18 protein-coding genes are annotated in these 18088 nt (G+C 46.8%); 5 read left to right on the top strand and 13 right to left on the bottom strand.

Features of this window, described 5'->3' with window-relative positions:
- Positions 1–125 precede the first annotated feature (125 nt).
- Positions 126–1424, top strand: a complete 1299-nt coding sequence (locus tag WC647_11350) for a phenylacetate--CoA ligase (GenBank protein ID MFA6222896.1) — start codon at positions 126–128, stop codon at positions 1422–1424.
- Between the two features lie 129 nt (positions 1425–1553).
- On the opposite strand, the gene WC647_11345 is transcribed toward WC647_11350, so the two are convergent.
- Positions 1554–3173, bottom strand: a complete 1620-nt coding sequence (locus tag WC647_11345) for a tetratricopeptide repeat protein (GenBank protein MFA6222895.1) — start codon at positions 3171–3173, stop codon at positions 1554–1556.
- A gap of 312 nt (positions 3174–3485) precedes the next feature.
- Between WC647_11345 and WC647_11340 the strand changes: the two genes are divergently transcribed.
- On the top strand, positions 3486–3959 hold the full coding sequence (locus WC647_11340) for a hypothetical protein (GenBank protein MFA6222894.1): 474 nt from the start codon (positions 3486–3488) through the stop codon (positions 3957–3959).
- Positions 3960–4025: 66 nt separating this feature from the next.
- Here WC647_11340 and WC647_11335 read toward each other — a convergent pair whose 3' ends face one another.
- Positions 4026–4748 carry a DUF1573 domain-containing protein gene (locus tag WC647_11335; protein ID MFA6222893.1) on the bottom strand — a complete coding sequence of 241 codons (723 nt, stop codon included), beginning with the start codon at positions 4746–4748 and terminating at the stop codon, positions 4026–4028.
- A 194-nt stretch (positions 4749–4942) separates the two neighbouring features.
- Here WC647_11335 and WC647_11330 point away from each other — a divergent pair, with 194 nt between their 5' ends.
- Complete coding sequence (locus WC647_11330; protein ID MFA6222892.1) at positions 4943–5353, top strand: twin-arginine translocase TatA/TatE family subunit; 411 nt, start codon at positions 4943–4945, stop codon at positions 5351–5353.
- A 32-nt stretch (positions 5354–5385) separates the two neighbouring features.
- Here WC647_11330 and WC647_11325 read toward each other — a convergent pair whose 3' ends face one another.
- The 9 genes from WC647_11325 to cbiM all read right to left on the bottom strand — a co-directional run bounded on the left by WC647_11325 (position 5386) and on the right by cbiM (position 13180).
- Positions 5386–5937, bottom strand: a complete 552-nt coding sequence (locus WC647_11325; protein ID MFA6222891.1) for an NUDIX hydrolase — start codon at positions 5935–5937, stop codon at positions 5386–5388.
- A 5-nt stretch (positions 5938–5942) separates the two neighbouring features.
- Positions 5943–6689, bottom strand: coding sequence for a 4Fe-4S double cluster binding domain-containing protein (locus WC647_11320; protein ID MFA6222890.1), 747 nt, complete (start codon positions 6687–6689; stop codon positions 5943–5945).
- 89 nt (positions 6690–6778) lie between these two features.
- Positions 6779–7585 (bottom strand): inositol monophosphatase family protein, encoded by an 807-nt coding sequence (locus WC647_11315; GenBank protein MFA6222889.1) that lies wholly within the window; start codon positions 7583–7585, stop codon positions 6779–6781.
- A 3-nt stretch (positions 7586–7588) separates the two neighbouring features.
- On the bottom strand, positions 7589–9019 hold the full coding sequence (gene xseA / locus WC647_11310) for an exodeoxyribonuclease VII large subunit (GenBank protein MFA6222888.1): 1431 nt from the start codon (positions 9017–9019) through the stop codon (positions 7589–7591).
- On the bottom strand, positions 8991–10313 hold the full coding sequence (gene trmFO, locus WC647_11305; protein MFA6222887.1) for a methylenetetrahydrofolate--tRNA-(uracil(54)-C(5))-methyltransferase (FADH(2)-oxidizing) TrmFO: 1323 nt from the start codon (positions 10311–10313) through the stop codon (positions 8991–8993). The genes xseA and trmFO overlap by 29 nt, the downstream gene beginning before the upstream one ends.
- Positions 10314–10421: 108 nt before the next feature.
- Positions 10422–10982: a septal ring lytic transglycosylase RlpA family protein gene (locus WC647_11300; GenBank protein ID MFA6222886.1), complete on the bottom strand. Its 561-nt coding sequence runs from the start codon at positions 10980–10982 to the stop codon at positions 10422–10424.
- A 127-nt stretch (positions 10983–11109) separates the two neighbouring features.
- Positions 11110–11754: an ABC transporter ATP-binding protein gene (locus WC647_11295; protein ID MFA6222885.1), complete on the bottom strand. Its 645-nt coding sequence runs from the start codon at positions 11752–11754 to the stop codon at positions 11110–11112.
- Positions 11751–12494, bottom strand: a complete 744-nt coding sequence (cbiQ, locus tag WC647_11290; protein ID MFA6222884.1) for a cobalt ECF transporter T component CbiQ — start codon at positions 12492–12494, stop codon at positions 11751–11753. Before cbiQ ends, WC647_11295 begins: the two co-directional genes overlap by 4 nt.
- 83 nt (positions 12495–12577) lie before the next feature.
- Positions 12578–13180 (bottom strand): cobalt transporter CbiM, encoded by a 603-nt coding sequence (cbiM, locus tag WC647_11285; protein MFA6222883.1) that lies wholly within the window; start codon positions 13178–13180, stop codon positions 12578–12580.
- Between the two features lie 243 nt (positions 13181–13423).
- On the opposite strand from cbiM, the gene WC647_11280 reads away from it, so the two are divergent.
- Positions 13424–14617, top strand: coding sequence for an HlyD family secretion protein (locus WC647_11280; protein MFA6222882.1), 1194 nt, complete (start codon positions 13424–13426; stop codon positions 14615–14617).
- 10 nt (positions 14618–14627) lie between these two features.
- Positions 14628–16184, top strand: a complete 1557-nt coding sequence (locus WC647_11275; GenBank protein ID MFA6222881.1) for a DHA2 family efflux MFS transporter permease subunit — start codon at positions 14628–14630, stop codon at positions 16182–16184.
- A gap of 7 nt (positions 16185–16191) precedes the next feature.
- Here the strand turns inward: WC647_11275 and WC647_11270 are convergent, their stop codons facing one another.
- Both WC647_11270 and WC647_11265 read right to left on the bottom strand, forming a co-directional pair.
- On the bottom strand, positions 16192–17610 hold the full coding sequence (locus WC647_11270) for an MATE family efflux transporter (GenBank protein ID MFA6222880.1): 1419 nt from the start codon (positions 17608–17610) through the stop codon (positions 16192–16194).
- A gap of 107 nt (positions 17611–17717) precedes the next feature.
- A complete protein-coding gene (locus WC647_11265) occupies positions 17718–18005 on the bottom strand; it encodes an integration host factor subunit alpha (protein ID MFA6222879.1) in 288 nt (95 codons plus the stop codon).
- Between the last annotated feature and the right edge of the window lie 83 nt (positions 18006–18088).

The following is an 18088-nucleotide window of genomic DNA, read 5'->3' as shown; positions in this document are numbered from 1 at the left end:
GACATTGTCAACCAGGTTTTAGCTTGACACGGTCAGGCTATTTCGTTATTTCTTGAAAGATAATAGCTTTCTTAGACCGTTCTTTTCCAAAAAAAATACTATCGCATGTCTCGAGGAGGCCCCTTATGTTTAAGAAGTACTGGGATGAAAAGTTCGAAACCATGAACGAAGGAGCGATGAAAGCCTTTCAGTTGGAAAAACTGAAAGAGACGGTGAAGTGGGTTTATGATCGCATCCCGTTCTACAAGAAAGCCTTTGATGACAAGGGGGTCAAGCCTTCGGATCTTCAAAGTCTGGAGGACATGGCGAAGTTTCCTTTCACGATGAAAACGGATTTGCGTGACAACTATCCCTTCGGCCTGTGCGCAGTGCCAATGGCCGACGTAGTCAGGATACACGCTTCGTCCGGAACTACGGGCAAACCGATTACCGGCCCATACACGGCGGCGGACTTGGACCAATGGACTGAGTGCATGGCTAGAGGCCTTTGGGCTCAGGAAGTAAGGCCGGATAGTATTCTTCAAAACGCATATGGGATGGGACTCTTTACTGGGGGTTTGGGATTCCTGCAGGGAGCAATCAGGGTTGGTTGCGCCGTGGTACCTTCAGGCGCCGGCATGACAGAAAGACAGATCATGCTGATTCAGGATTTTGGCACTACGGCCCTTTGCTGTACTCCTTCTTACTGCCTCACTATAATAGAAAAGGCCGAGAAGATGGGTGTAGATTTCAAGAAAACGGGATTGAGGACTGGTCACTTCGGGGCGGAGCCGTGGAGCGTTGAGATGCGTAGTGACATAGAAGGTCGTGGCGGTATTCACGCTTATGAGCACTATGGTCTTACGGAATTGATGGGGCCTGGAGTCTCCTTCACTTGTGAGTACTACCAAATTCACGTCAATGAGGACCATGTCTACCCTGAAATTGTGGACCCGGAAACACTGCAGCCTGTGCCCGAAGGAGAAGAAGGCGAATTGGTATTTACAGCCTTGCAAAGAAGGGCAATGCCCATGATTCGCTATAGGACACGCGACATCTGTTCATTGAGAAAAGAAAAATGTCAGTGTGGGCGAACCCTCATTACAATGGATAAAATCCTCGGACGCTCTGACGACATGATGATCATAAGCGGTGTCAACGTTTTCCCGTCACAAATTGAAACGGTGCTCATGGAATTCGCTGAAGTAGAACCGCAATACCAGATCAGACTCCGCAAAAAAGGCTACATAGACCATATCACCGTAGAAACCGAATTGAAGAAGAACATATATGATCAGGGAAAAGACACGATGGACAACATCTCCAAACGGATTTCCGAGAGGATTCATCAGGTTATCGGAATAAACGTACCTGTAGCTATCGTGCCTGCTGATACTATTGAACGCAGCATTGGGAAAGCAAAAAGAATCATCGACGAGAGGTAATTTCTGGGATTGTGTCGGTACGTAACCGATAATCGCTGTTTTTTTAAGTCCAACCAGTTCTGCTGAGCCGGCTTGGAAAGAGTCAGGAATATGGAATCAGCCATGTCCCTGACTCTTTTTTTAGGTCCTTTAACGATTTACAAACACTCTGGCCCGCCAGGTGTCCTGCCTGGCTTTTTCCTGATCACCAAGAGCGTCATAGCACTGGGACCTAAGAGCGTAAACATCCCCGCTATATGGGTTGACCTTTACAGCGGAGTCCAGGTCATCCAGAGCTTCGGAAAAATCTCTTAATTCCACATACAGCTTGGCCCGCTTGAGTCTGGCCTCAAAATTGCCGGAGTCGAGGTTTAATACTTTAGAATATGCTTCTATCGCCTGATCATAGTTCAGATCAGACTTATGAATATCCCCGATGGTTATGAACGCAGGTATGTATGTTTCGTCTTTTCTCAGGGCCAGATTCGCCTCATCCAGAGCTTCTTTCTTCTCGCCTTTACGAAAAAGGGCCTCGGCCAAGAGTTGATAAGCCGAAGGGTCCTCTGGGTTTTGAATTATGGCTTCTTCAAGATCCAGCACGGCGCGATCCAATTGCTCCTGATTGTAATAAAGGCTACCCCTGAGCAGAAGCGCCTGATAGTTTTTTGGATCGGTTGTCAGCGCAGCGTTCAGGTCCCCTATTGCCCTATCGCCTCTGGCCATAAGCTTGAAGATGTAAGCCCGCCTGATCAGCAGTTGAGGATCATCATCCCTCAATTTGATAGCTTTATTCAGATCGCTCAGCGCCGCAAGAAGGTTTCCGGTGTCAAACTGAAGCACTGCCCGATTTATGTAGGGCAACGGGTTTTCAGGGTCCAGAACGATCGACCGAGTAAGTTTCTCAAGCGCTTCAGGATACTGGCCGGTGGCCATCAGGACTGTTCCCTGATTCAAATATAGAATTGGGTCGTTGGGATCTGCCGCCTCCGCCTTTTCATAATCCTGCAAGGACTTTTCGGGTTTTCCAAGGACTCTGTTAGCCTCCGCTCGGTACCAGTAGATTTCTTTCAAATCCGGATCTAATTCAAGGGCGACATTAAAATCAGCCACTGCTTTTTCAGGATCAGACGCTTTAAGATGAGCGAAGCCACGACGAAACAAGGCCTGTGCATTCTTGGGGTGGAATTTTAACAGGCTATCCAATTCCTGGATGGCCGCCGGATAATCTTTCTCTTCAACGTCGATGGCCGCTCTTCCAAAATAAGCTCCATCGTGCCTTTCATCCATGGCCTGACTTTGATCGAAAAGCCTACGCGCTTCTTCAAAATCTTTCTTGAAAAAGTGAGCCAACCCCAGCGACGAGATCAACTGCGCAGACTGGCGCCCTGTCTGCAAGACATGGGTCAAATCATCCTCAGCGCCATCATAGTCTCTTGTCCTTATCTTCAGCCTACCCCGGGCTTCGAGTGCGTCGACGAACCCTGGATCCAGTTCCAAAGCCCTATTGTAATCTTCAAGGGCAAGATCTAAATCCTCCGACCTGTCTCTGACCTTTCCTCTCAGGAAAAAAGCCAACTTGTTGTTCGGGTCAAGTTTCAGACGTTCATCAACAACCTTAGCGGCTTTTTCCAATTGGCCGCTATCAAGCAATTTCCTAGCTTCAGTCAGGCTGTGGTCATTTGAACTCGAACAACCTACAGTAAAGAATATCATCGCTCCAATTAATAGAAGAACGGCCTTGGTCTTGTATGAAATAGGGGTTTTATTCACTTGTTCAGTCTCAAAAGCGAACTCACGAAGACCTCGTCAACGAAGGATCATCAGGCTTCAGTCTAGAAACGCTCCCGAGGTTTGTCAATCAACTGTTGACGAACGTTACCTCAGAATGATTTGATGTTCTGAATTAATACACTCATAATCCTGTATTAGCAACCATTTGCGGTAATTATATACTCAACAAGATCAAACAGTCTTGATTATATACTAATATTATGTACTAATATACATTAGTAGCGCATAGTTATTGAAATGTCCGACGGTAAGCGCGCCGGACATTTTAAAAAACCTTCAGGGAGTAGGCGCATGCAATCTTTATGGGATATCCTCTCTCAATTACAGATATTTTTTCAATTGAACTTTCTGCTCACCGGCCTTGAACTGTCCTCAACGTCAGTATTTATCATCAGGTCTTTGGTTTTTCTCTCATGCCTGATTGGTTTCATTTGGGGGTTCTTTCGAATAGCGCTAAAAATTCTTGACGTGGCCCAAACGCTCGCGGCCGCACTAGGGCCTCTACCACGTTCATTTTTCCTGTTATTGTTTCTTATCATCCCTCTATCAGACAACAGCATAGGCGGAAAATGGATAGGCTACCTTCTTCTGACGTTTTCCGCGGCTGTCTTGACCATCTCCATCGCCCTTACGGCTGTAATGTGGAAATACGGGGTCGATCAGACGCTTCGGGTGATCAACTTCTTCCGTGCCAGATCGAGAGTTAGCGAAGAATCAAGTCTGAGTGAGCAATGTTTCACGGAAAATGCGAAATCAACTCTTTGATTGATCGTGATCCCAATAGATCCACCGACTTTCATGAAAAATCCTGGCCGGCGCAAATGTCCGATTTCAGGGATTACTTCTGGGATCATTGAGTTTGACCAGGAAAGGTATTTCTATCTCAGATTCACTCGGATGATCTGTTTTTAAACGTACCTTGCCGGCGTAAAAAGAACGGTTTGGCTCCGGTTTTAATTTCAACATCAATTTTAAATGGGAAGTTGATTTCGGTTGGAGTGTGACATTGGAAGGATCCAGGGAAACCTGACCTTCGCCTTCAACGGTTTCAGCGTCAAATATCTTGTACCCTGTGGTCGCTGTGTCCGTAATATTCAACGGAAAAACAATCGGGTCCGCCAGAGACGAGACCTTCTTGTTTAAAGATGGAGGCGTTACATTTATTTCTTTGACCACGTCTGCATAAAGGGTCAACTTAACCACCGGTGTCACGGGATCGTTGGTTTTCACAAAGATTGTTTTTTGTTTCCTCCCAGCTTTCATACCGATTGTGTCGAATTGAGCCGAGATCTTTGCCGTTCCTCTGGGTGGGATTTCCTTTTTCCCTTCCACTGCTTTCGTACAACCGCAACTCGCGGTCAAATTTTCAATTTTTAGCGTAGCGTCTCCCTCGTTCCGGAATTCAAATTCTGCGGAGACACTCTGTCCGCTGGAAACTTTGCCGTAATCGTGGCTAAGCTTTTCAAACTTTATCTTTGGGCCGCCGGCTTCGCTAAGCCCCGCCAAAAGTAACGTCAACAAAATTGAAAAGGATAATTTAAGCAAAATTTTCATTGCAATCTCCATAAAACAACATCCGAGCCTGCTGAATCCCATACATCAAACAAATGAGTCTTTCAACCGGCTTGATTATTATTGGAATAGTTATTTTACTTCAACGCTGGAACCATTGAAAATTTTTCAAATGAGCATTAATATTTTTTTGCGTTGGATTATTATTTATGACTTGGTCAAATGGGAGTTGCTTCGTGTTCGGAATCTCCATGTATGAATTAGGACTCATTGCCCTTATCGGATTAATATTCCTAGGGCCCCGCCAATTGACCGAGACAGCGAGGGTTGTCGGCAGGATGGTTCGGGAATTACAAAAGATGGCGACCGACGTTCAACGTTCCATCAATTTGGATCTGGATGGCCCACCAACAACAAGTTCATCCTCATACAACTACAATCGTGAACCTACCGCCACGGAGCCTGCCGCCAAAAAAAATGATGAACCTGACAAGGATTTGAAATTGCCCGTGGGAGAAAAAGCAGGTCCGGATTTCTATGCGGAACTCTTGGCAAGTTCGTCTGAACCCGAGACGACTACGTCAAAAAATGACGAAAAAATGGAACCCGGTCCCGACCAAGAAAAGCCGAAACAGGAAGTCTCCTGATTGAAAGATAGTGTGACGAGGAATTTCAGTCTTTATTCGGAATTGAGATAGAACATTCCTATGGCCGCTATCATGATCCCGCAGGTTATTTTTTCCTTACGGACGTAGTCTTTCAGATCGTCAAGGGGGACCATTATGGTTTCGAGTTCTTCTGTCTCATCTGGATTAAGTTTGCCTGTTGGAACCGCGTTTTCAGCCAAATACACGTGAAATTTGTTTGTCAGGATTGCTGGAAAAGGGTGATTCCAGCCAATCAGTTTAAAATGTGGAGCTGTGAATCCGGTTTCCTCCATGAGTTCTTCAGCCGCGCTTTGGGCCGGAGACTGTCCCTGCTTTACGAGCCCACCCGGTAGTTCGAGGGATAGCTCCCTTGTTCCGTGTCTAAACTGATTGACAAGAACAACTTCCCTTTTTTCCGTCAATGCGATTACCGCTACCCAGTCAGTTGATTTCAGCACCTGAAATTCATGCGGCTTTCCTGTGCGAGGAGACCTGCAAGTGTTTATTTCAACTGAAAACAGATGGTATTGGCTATCTTCTCTTGTGCTAAGCAGATCCCAATAAAGATTTTTGTTTGAAAACATTTTTGTCAATCCAGTCTGATCCTTCTTGAAATGGATTCATCGTAGTCTCTTGTTTTTCGCTTGCGCGTCTTACCCCAGGGACAAGCGCGGATGCAAACACCACAAATGGGGCTTTCCAGAAAAGGTCGACCGGAATTTTCCGTGACCCTGGCGAGGCAACGATCAAAATACAGGGCCTGTTCGCGACTTTCATAATGGGAATTTGTGTTCACATTCTTGATGGCGTCCACAGGACAAGCTTCTGTGCAAAAAGAACAACGACCACAGCGATTTTTTTGTGGGTGATCTGGTTTTACAGCCGCATCGGTGAGTATGGTCACAAGTCTAATCCTGGGTCCAAAATCAGGGTTCACGACAAGGAGGCTCTTTCCCTGCCATCCTACCCCTGCCGCTATGGCTACGGCCTTGTGCGAGATATAGGAAGTCCAGTTTTCCTTATCAAGGACCTGTGAAGCTGGTATTGGAAGTGTTTTGCAACCTCTGGCCTGGATATACTGACTCACCTTTAGAGCAATAACATCCAGCAGAATATTGACCTTCGCATAGTGCTGCTGATAAAGGGGCGTAGGCCTGTCTTCAATAGGGTCAATAATTCCATCGGCCAATCTCACTCCAATACTAACAGCTCTACGGTATCCGTGGAGCAAGTCCGCCGGTTCAGTCTGAATGCCCTCCAGCAACGCTAAATCGGCAATACCCACAACATCGGCCCCGCATTGACGCGCAAAATCCTTTACCTGATGACTGTTCAAGAATCCTCCACAGATGCGACCTCAGACGTCAGAAAACATTTTCTTTTGTCCCGGCTATGTTTGCATGCGAAACGTTCGGGCTGAGCTTTTTATTCTACGGACAACAGAATATTGAGCAACTCATCATGAATAAACGAATTCGTGGCCACAATGCTTTGGCTCGAAATTTTCATTTTGCGGCCTCTTCTATTCGTGACTGTTCCACCCGCCTCCCGAACCAGTAACATTCCCGCGGCAAAATCCCAGGGTTTTAGTTTGAGTTCCCAGAAGCCATCCAGTCTTCCGCATGTTACCCAAGCCAGATCCAGGGCAGCGGAACCGGACCGTCGAATCCCCTGAGTCTTTAGCGTTACGGCGCAAAATTCCCTAAGATTGTTGGTCATTGACCTTGCTTTGTCATAGGGAAAACCAGTACCGACAATGCACCTATAAAGATTGTCGCTTTGTGTCACACGAATAGCGGAGCCGTTTAAAAAAGCGCCTTCGCCATCGGAGGCCCAGAACATTTCCTGTCTCACAGGGTCAAACACAACACCCAGCCTAATTGCCTCTTGCTCCATGAGAGCTATGGAAACGCAAAATTGCGGGTATGAATGGGCGAAGTTCACTGTGCCGTCCAAGGGATCCACAATCCAGAGAAAACGCGACCCTGATCTGTCCAGGGAGGTTTCCTCAGTCATTATGTCGTGAGAGGGGAATGACTTACGTATCTGACTCAGAATAAAACGTTCTGATGCTTTGTCTGCGTCAGTCACGATGTCGATTCCGTTCGGGGCGCTATCTTTGGACTCAATGCCGAATCGGCCCTGAAAATATGAAATGATTATTTTTCCTGCCTCGGACGCGAGTTCTTTGGTGAACTCCAGAATTTCCGTTGCGTTAATATTTGAGTTCATTGCTTAATTTAATTTCTTGAAGGTTGTGGAATCCATTGGAGTCGGATCAACACTGACAACGCGAGAGACTATTGACCCTCCGGAAACAACCGTCCGGATGTCCTCTCCTTGATCAACGTCTCCGGTTCCTCGAAGCAGTGTTCCATCAGTCGTTCTGAACGTGATGGTATACCCTCTGGCTAGAACTCTAAAAGGGCTTAAAGCGTCCAGTCTTGCGGCAAGATTTGTCACGCGGCTTTTAGAATCATCCATGATAATTTTCGTTGATCGTTCCAGTCGGGTCACAAGGCGTCCCAAATCTCCTGAAATAGTGGCTGTTTTCCTCATAAGGATCTCGGGCCTCAAGCGCCCTGACATCGCGACCAGATCCTTTCTAGCGTCAGTCAGCATCCTTATGGAGCTTTTTCTAATTCTTTCCGTAAGATCCTCAATTCTGGAACGCTCATCCTGGATCCGGCGCAATGGATACTCGAACCCTTTGGTGAGATCATCCAGGGTCTGAGCCGATCTTGTCAGACAAACGCGGATTCCATTTTTCAATCGAGCGATCAGGCTGGTGACTGAGTCCCAAGCGTCACGATCATCCGGGGCTATTATCTCGGCAGCGGCAGAAGGAGTCGAAGCGCGAGCGTCCGCTGCAAAATCCGAAAGAGTGAAATCAGTCTCGTGACCTACTGCGCTAACTATGGGAACAGAACACGACGCCACGGCCCTAACCACACTTTCATCGTTAAACGCCCAAAGATCCTCTATGGACCCACCGCCTCTTCCAATAATTATTACATCAGGCTTTCCCGAAATAACTAGCCTCTGCAGGGAAGAAACTATTTCTTCGGGGGCCTTGTCGCCCTGCACAGAAGTAGGGCTGATCAGAATATTTATTCCCGGCGATCTTCTTTTTATTATTCGAATAATATCGCGAACAGCGGCTCCCGTAGCTGATGTCACTACGCCAACCGTGCCTGGTCTCCTAGGCAGGGGTTTCTTTCTTGAACTATCAAAGAGTCCTTCAGACGCGAGCTTGGTCTTGAGTTGCTCAAGCGCCAGCATCAGGCTGCCCAGACCTACGGGCTCCATGGTTTCCAAAATTAGCTGGTACTCGCCTCTCGGGCTATAAACGTTGACTCTACCCGACGCGAGAATCTTTAAGCCATCCTCAAGTTGAAACTTTAGGTACTTACTCTGATGTTTGAACATCACGCATCTTATTTGGGAGTTATCATCCTTCAATGTCAAATAAGTGTGACCTGACGGGGCCCGTTTGAAGTTAGAGATTTCCCCCTTAACCCAAACCATTGGAAAGGTTCCCTCCAAAACCTTGCGGATCTCTTCCGTAAGTTCGCTTACAGTAAAGATTTTGCGTTCACTCAGTTCCAATTGGTATAATTCTCCTGAATCATTGATTTCACAAGCCTGCGTTTCGGAGTGCGTCATCGATTTCATCTTTCCACTTTCTCACGGCCATCAGGGCGCGTTCCGCTGTTTCCTCCCTCGATGGTTTCCCACGGCGAGTGACTCCCTGTTCAATCATTCCGTAGTTCACGTTCATCGGCTCATATCTTTTTCTCGGTAATTCGCGTGTGTGTTTGAGCAACCCACCAATTGCCGATTCAGCCGATGGTATCGACGGCTGGACTCCCTTAGAAATCAAGGCGGCCATGGATCCAACCACCAGACCGGAGGCGGTTGATTCTACGTAACCCTCAACCCCGGTGATTTGGCCGGCAAAGAAGATATTTGGAAAGTCCCTGGAGCGAGAAAACTCATCGAGCAGGGACGGGGAGTCAATATATGTATTCCTGTGAATCGACCCTAGACGAGCGAATACCGCCTTTTCCAAACCCGGTATCATCCGGAAGACCCGCTCTTGTTCTAGATGAGTCATTTTCGTCTGGAATCCGACCAAATTGTAAAGCGTTCTTTCACGATTTTCCGCCCTAAGTTGGACTACGGCGTAAGGTCTCCGTCCATCCCGAGGATCAGCCAGGCCTACCGGCTTCATTGGACCAAACGCGAGTGTGGCCATTCCCCTTGACGCCAGTTCCTCTATAGGGAGGCATCCTTCAAAATGCGGGATCTTTTCAAACGGATGAGGCTCCAATTTTGTCGCGTTGTTAATCTCAGTGACGAAATTCTCGTATAGATCGCGATTCATTGGAGCATTCAGATAATCTCCCTCGCCATCTTCGTAACGCGAGGCCCTGAACAGTTTCTCCATATCGAGACTGTCCGAATAAACTATTGGAGCGATCGCGTCGTAAAAGTGGAGTTTCGAGGCGCCGAGTTTGTTCGCTATGTCTTCAGCCAAAGGATCAGATGTCAGGGGACCGGTGGCGATTATAACCGGGTCCGTCGCTCCTAGAGGCGCTTCCGCAACTTCTCTCCGTTCAACATTTATCAGAGGACATTTTTCTATCTGTTCGGTTATGAATTTTGAAAAATGATCCCTGTCGACAGCTAAAGCCTTACCCGCGGGAACAGACGTATGATCGGCCGCTTGCATGATAAGCGAGCCCAAACTTCGAAGTTCTTCTTTAAGTAGCCCTACGGCGGATTTCAATGACGCCGACCGCAGTGAATTGGAACAAACCAATTCTCCAAAATCCGTCGACGTGTGAGCTGGAGAAAACCGGTTTGGTTTCATTTCAATCAAACGAACAGAAACACCCAGCCCCGCTACCGCCCAGGAAGCTTCGCAGCCAGCAAGACCAGCTCCGACAATGGTCACACTCAAATTAAATCCTGCAATCTTGGAAACTTGATTTAAAGGTAAGTCTACCCTCGCAGCCCCTTATTTGCAACCCTTTCAGTCTGGCCCAAGTAACGGTTAGGTTGATCAGTTCCGAAGGAGAGCCAGGAACCCCCGGCTCTTGGAAGCGTAATATGGATTTGGAGTAGCAGGAGCATGAGATGCGAGAACATTGCGTCTCTTTTTCTTTACCGAAGCCAATTGCGTGGTCGTCCCGATCACTTCAAGTTTGACTGGAACTGTTCCAGGAGTCACCATCCCGAGATCTTGCGCAGCGGCGAACGACATGTCGATCACCCTGTCTCCCACAAAAGGTCCCCTATCGTTCACACGAACGATGACTTGTCTGCGATTGTTGAGATTTGTCACTTTCAGTAGTGTATTCAGGGGTAGTTCACTGTGAGCCGCCGTCATCTCGTTCATGTCATATACTTCTCCGGACGCCGTTTTCCTACCGTGAAAACCCGGCCCATACCATGAAGCGACACCGTCCTGCTTGTAACCCACCTTCACTATTTTCATGGGATGATAGGTCTTCCCTTTTATGATGTATCCCTTGAATCGATCCAGTTTGACAAGACTAGGCGTTGCGGCGCAGCCGCATAAAAAGGTGGCAAGAAAGAGTAGAGCGATCACACGACAAGGCATTTATGTTTTCGCTGTTATTACAAATTAATAAAGTAATTATATCAGCCATAATCATACCATTAACATAATATTTAGTCAATAACTAACTATTATACTTATTGTTATTTGCCGCAGGTCCCGACAAAGATCAGGATTCGCCGTGAATTGTTCCACCATTCATGGTCAGTATTGAAGAACTTGTCTTTCGCGTGAATTCCTTGTCATGGGATATCAACAGGTAGGTCAAACTGGATTTGTTTAAAATATCTATGAGTCTCTGCGTAGTATCATCATCCAAACCGCTCGTGGGTTCGTCCAAAATAAGGACCTCAGGGTTCATTGCAAGGACTGTCGCAAGTGCTACCAGTCTCTTTTCTCCTCCGGAAAGCTTGTAAGTTATGCGATCTTCGAAGCCGCTTAAATTCAAGTCGTCAAGCGTTTTTGAGACTATCTTTTTGGCCTCTTCGGCAGACTTGCCCAAGTTCAGGGGACCAAACGCTACATCTTCCAATACCGTAGGACAGAAGAGCTGATCATCGGAATCCTGAAACAAAAAGCCGACGCGTGGGCGGATCTCGGCAAAATCAGACTCTGTTTGGCGACGCTTGCCAAAAATGGCGACGGCTCCGGATTCAGGTTTTATCAGCCCCATAATAATGTGACACAGAGTCGTTTTCCCTGTCCCGTTTCCACCAATCAGCCCAATCCTATCCCCGGTTTTTATCGTTAGATTCACCGCTTTGAGCACGTATTTCGTGTCATATCGGAAAGAAATATCACTGAGATTGATCATCGAACCACCATAATCAGGACCGCAAAAATCCCACTTACCGCAGGTAGCAGAAAATCCATTCGTTTCATCTGATAATGATGAAGAATGTAAAATTTACCTTTAAAACCACGACACTTCATGGCGGCCATTATTCGGTTCGACCTGTCAAAGCTTTTGACAAGCAACATCCCTACTAAATACGCATAGCTCCTGTATGTATGAATGTTCATGTTTGGTCTGAAAGACCTGATTTTCATGGCTCGGCTGAGAGTTTCAAATTCAGTATTAATAACATGAATATAACGGTACGAAAAAAAGAACAGCAGGGCTATCTTTTCCGGTACCCCGAGGTGAGTCAGAGCATGGGCCAGACTAAATATTGATGATGATCCCAAGAGCGCTATCATGGTTATTACTATCGCATTGGATTTCAATGTGATCATCAGAGCCATCAACGCGCCCTGTCGGGTCGCTGTCCAGGAGCCTATCGTAAACAGGGGGTCTCCTGGGTATGAAAATGGTAAGAGTAACCACAATATAACCAGAAAAGAATTTATTGCCGCAAGACGTCTAAGCGTCTTTGAAAAGCTTATCCTTCCCAATGCTAGCATGGCTAAAGGGAAGATTAGAGCCAATGCGCATACCTGGAGAGAATTGTTGACCGCTACAAAAACTGAAAAGATGACGGTGGTTACAATTTTTGATCTCGGATCCATCAGATGTATGAAAGAATCCCCATGTGAAAATTCAGTTAATCTCATAAAATTTTCAACGCCCCAATAGTTATTCCCACGCAAAACCCAAGCGTTTGACCTATCTAATTAATTTAGTTATCCGGGAGACACTAGGCTGGGCTCAAGATTTCCGGTCTAACCTTTTTGACAAACTCTACTATGAATACTGTAATTAATCCTTCAATCAGCATGATAGGTATGTGAGCCAGGATAATCAACTTTGAGGCCGGCAAGAAAGCCTTACCTGTCGCAAAAAGGGACAGCGCTACCAGAAGTCCCGAGAAGAATATGGATCCAGCCCCACAAAGAAATTCGGCCGTCATTCTGATGGCGGAATTTCCACTATTTACTAATTTCCCCAACGTCATTCCCAGGAGAACCGCTGGAAAGGCTATGTTAAAAGTATTGGCTCCAAGTGTGGTAAGTCCTCCGAACTGAAAGAGCAAAGCCTGAAAACTGAGGCCGACAAGAATAGCTGGAAACGCTGTCCATCCAAGCAAAAGCCCGCACAAACCACTAAGAACCAGATGGGCGGACGCTGGGCCCACAGGAATATGGACTAGGGAGGCTACAAAGAAAACTGCTGACAAGAGTCCGACCTTAGGAATTTGATCGTAATCGAGATTCTTGATTCCAATACCCACGCCTACAGTGGACAGTCCTGCGCCGGCTATCAAAACGGCGCCGGAGAGTACTCCTTCGGATATATGCATCGTTCTCCGTATTCCTTAACGTGGACCTAGGTTGCACTAATTGCAACTTACGGCCTTTCGTGGCACAAGTCAAGTTGTCGAGCCCGACCCTGTGTTGCAATAATTACATGGGATATCCGCCTGTCGTCCCGAGCAGGTTTTATTCCGACTGTGGGTTACCGAGATTGACCTCCTTGTTTTCGTCTGTTAGACTCGATTAGGGATAAAAATGCAGAAAGCGGCCTTTCATACGGTATTTAGAGTTTGCCAGAAGGACTGAAAAACAACAACAAACTTAAGATCTATATAATTGTGGCGGTACTAACCCTACTGATCGCAGTTGGGGGTGGATATTATTATATGACCATTGGCCAGGTATCCACCGATGACGCTTTTGTCGATGGCCACATTTTTTCCGTAACTCCCAGAGTGGCCGGCTACGTCATCTCGGTTGATGTGGATGACAATCAGGAAGTTCTCGAGGGCTCTCCATTGCTGTCTCTGGACCCCACTGAATACGAAGTAGCTCTCGCGGAAGCCAAAGCTAACTTGGCGGAATCCGAATCGACATTGACATCCCTGGAACTCGGGGTTCCCTTGGAACTTAGTCAGACCGAGCAAAAGGTACGGGGGGCCGAGTCGGAACTAAACACCCTCAACAAGAATCTTGAAACAAAAAACAAGGATGAAGAGGCTGCAGCGCAAGACTTACTACGCGCAGCGGCCGAACATGATAAAGCCCTAATTGATTACAAGCGAATGAATGAATTAATTAAAAGCCAGGCGATATCTCAGTCTACACTTGATGATGTAGAAACCCGTGTTCAAACTACCTTGGCGCAGGTAAACGCGGCTCAAGCCCGCCTTGGCGCAGTAAAAAAACAGAAAGCGGCTTTGATTTCAGATAAGGATCGTCTGGGAGCCAATATCCGTTTGGCGAATACCGGTGAGGACCAGGCTAAGATTAGGGCCAGACAGGTAGAAGCCCAACAGGCTCGGGTTGAACTGGCCCGAGCAAGGGTTCGACAGGCTGATCTGAACCTTGGCTACACAAGCATTAAATCTCCAACACATGGATTCGTCACACGAAAGAAGGTAGAACCGGGCCAGATGGTGTCTAGAGGTCAGCCTCTGATGGCAATCGTTCCTTTGAACCCTAGTTTGATTTGGGTTACGGCAAATTTCAAAGAGACTCAATTGCACGGTGTCAAACCGGGCCAGCAAGCAAGTATTGAGGTTGACACTTACCCGGGAATCAAATTCAAAGGGACCGTTGATTCAATAATGTCCGGCACTGGCGCAGCCTTTTCTCTCTTCCCTCCGGAGAACGCCACAGGCAACTATGTGAAAATAGTTCAACGTATACCGGTAAAAATAGTTTTCGATACAAAAACACCCAATCCCTTTCCGGCTCTAAGAATCGGAATGAGCGTAATCCCAACAATTTACACACACTGAAAAAACCGGCATGCCAGGACCGCAAACAAACAAGGCGCTTATCACACTGGCGGTCATGATCCCGACTCTCATCGAGATCCTGGATACGAGTGTAGCCAACGTTTCGTTGACTCATATCCAGGGGAGCCTTGCGGCTGGCCAGGAAGAGGTTACCTGGGTCCTAACCTCGTACTTGGTGGCTAATGCAATCGTTATCCCGATGAGCGGCTGGTTGGCGAGATTTATCGGGAGAAAACGCTATCTGCTGCTTTCACTTATAGTGTTTACGATAAGTTCGAGCCTATGCGGCGCAGCCACCAGCCTGAACGAGCTGATCCTGTTCAGAATTATGCAGGGCATAGGTGGCGGAGGACTTCAGCCGATGTCTCAGGCGATACTCCTCGAAACCTATCCACCAAGCCAGCGTGGACTGGCCATGGGCATCTTTGGTATGGGAGTTGTTGTAGGGCCTATTTTGGGTCCGCTCCTGGGGGGTTATTTGACTGACAATTATTCCTGGCGCTGGATCTTCTACATAAATATCCCTATAGGAGCGCTAGCCCTTTACATGATCACCAGCTTCGTATTCGATCCGTCGTTTCAGGAGCGAAGAGAAAAAGGAGAAAAGATTGATTACGTAGGACTGGTTCTACTTACAGTTGGTCTGGGAAGCCTTCAGATAGTTCTTGACAAAGGTGAACTCAAAGACTGGTTCGGCTCTACCCAAATAGTGCTGCTGACAGCCTCTGCCATTGTTTCATTGGTAGCTTTGGTATTTTGGGAACTTTATTATGAACAACCAATCGTGGATCTAAGAATCTTCAAGGATAGAAGTTTCGCAACCGGTAATTTCGTTATGTTTTTGGCTTTTTTCGCTTTTTTCGGTTCTATCGTTTTACTCCCGTTATTCTTACAAACATTGATGGGGTACACAGCATATCTGGCAGGCTGGGTGCTTGGGCCTGGAGGGGCTATAGCACTGTTCATGCTGCCATTTGTGGGAAAGACGACCGAAAGGGTGGACGCTAGGATTTTGCTCGCAGTAGGCCTTCTTATCAATGCTTATAGCCTTCACTACATGTCTGGTTTCAACTTAAACATAGATATAGAGACAGCTACCTTTTCACGCCTTATTCAAGGGGTGGGCATGCCATTTATTTTCGTTTCATGTTCTTTTGTAGCGATGGCCTACGTGCCGAAAGAAAAGCTGAACAACGCTTCCGCAATTTTCAATCTGCTTAGAAATCTTGGGTCATCCTTTGGAGTAGCGTTTGTTACAACTCTCCTGGCAAGGAGAACACAGTTCCATCAATCTCGTCTGATTGAGAATTTCGACGTATACAATCCCGGCTTCACATACAGGCTTGATCAATTGAAATTTATGTTGCAGGAAAAGCTCGGTTCATTTTCAGACCATGGCAATCTGGCGCTTGGCTACATTAACCAGTCGCTCAACAAGCAAACCGCATTGATGGCCTATTGCGATGTGTTCTATGCTCTATCATTAATATTTGTCGTTTTGGTGGGAGTTTTATGGATCATTCAAAAACCGCCTGTGGGTAAAAAATTCGAGATGCCGTCGGAGTAGGGCCAGTTCAGTTAAATAGTCTGATCGACTTCCAGTGACCGGATTTGAACCTCAACCAGAAAATAGTTCCGATCGAAATGACGTAGATTAAGAGCCAGGACCAGGCTGCCAAAATTCCCAACCCCAGATATGTCGTCATGATGTAAACAGGTGGGACAAAAAATACCCAGGACGCTATGATCTGGGCCCACATCGTAAACTTCGTGTCACCAGCTCCTTTTAGCGCTCCGTTGAATATGATGAAAACTGTGTCAAATAGGGTGTAGGCCCCTATTATCCGAACCAGGGCCACACCTTTTTCAAGCAGGGGCTCGAAAGCCAATTTCGTCTGGTGATAGGGCCTGAAAAGATTTAAAAAAAATTCGGGTATTATCCAGAAGAACGCTGTGACGACGCCCGTGTAAAACAAGGCGAGGGCTAATGAGCAATACACCCTCCTTTCCGCTACGTTGATCTGTTTTCGGCCTATGTATTCACCTACTATGGAACTCGTGGCTATCGACATACCCACCATAGGTAAGAAGGACAATGTCTCAATGCTGAGCGCAATATTGGTTGCGGCAAGGTCTATTGCCCCCAGTTTGCCCACGATCAGGACAAAAGCCGTGAATGATCCGACATCCAGAATAAATTGAGTCCCCGCTGGAAGACCGAATCTTAGGAGGGCGCAAAAGATTTTCCTGTCGAAGGTGAATTGTTTTCTGGTCTGATACTTGGGCTGATAACGGGGTCCCAAGAATAACCATGCCCAATAAATGGTCGGGAGGAAATTGGTCACAGCCGTGGCGATTCCTGCGCCCTTTATTCCCAGTTCAGGAAAACCAAACTTCCCGAATATTAAAACGTAGTCCAGAACTATGTTTCCTAAATTCCCTATGAGATTGCCAATTAGTACATACGAAGTTCGACCCCTTCCCGAGAAAAAGGACGAAAACGCTGCATTAAGAGGAAGCGCCACGCCACTGTACATAAGTATCGTAAAGTATTCTCTTTCAAGAGTGATTATATTCGGTTCATGGCCCGTATGGGCCAACACCCACCGGCCCACAGGTATAGTCATAATCAGCAGCGGGAGCGCCAACAAAGAAAACAGAATCCCTTGCCAGACCGACCTCGACAGCGTGACACTGTCTCCTGCGCCATGACTTTGAGCTACCAGCGTGTTGGTATATTGAGCAGTACCCTGAAAAAAACAGCAGATTGTAAAATAGGTTATCCCTCCGGGTGTGGCGGCCGCTACAGAGTCAATGCTGTGCCAGGAGAGCATCAACCGATCCACAAAAAGCGCCAAAGTCAAAGAGGAAGTGGAAAGGATTAGTGGGATGGATATCCGCAGAACTTCCGCATAACCCTCCAGCACATTCCGGAAAGCTCTTGATATCGGATTGGAATTTCCTGATCGAGAAGTCAAGATTTCCCAGCTCAAAAAATTGTTGTCCCTATTACGGGCCTGTTCGTCCCAAATCTGTCAAAAAGGCGATTTGAGGTGAACAGACACGCAGGAACAGTCCCAAATGTATGTTGGCGGATTTTCTAGGCGGGTACGTTCACGGATTTCTTAAGGACCGGAGAATATTTCCAGGTAACTACTTTGCGGGCGTCAAGAATCAACTCAGCTCCAGTTTGAGGGTTTCTACCTCGTCGGGAATTTTTCCCCTTGACAGTCCACTTTCCAAACCCAGAAATCATCACATCTTCCCCATCGATTAAGCAATCTTTGACTATGTCGAGGAGTTTTTCCACAATCTCGGTTGCTTCCCCTTTCATAAAACCACAGTCATCCGCAATCTTTTTTGCTATATCAGCTTTGGTAAGCGTCATACACACCCTCCCAAGTAGTTAAAAAAAATCACTAATCTGAAAATACATTAAAACAGCATGAACAAAAAAGGCAAGAAATTTCT

Source organism: Desulfomonilaceae bacterium (genome assembly GCA_041662605.1).
GTDB lineage: Bacteria > Desulfobacterota > Desulfomonilia > Desulfomonilales > Desulfomonilaceae > CAJBEZ01.
Note: the sequence above shows the minus strand (reverse complement) of the source record. Positions and strands in the feature narration are given on the sequence as shown.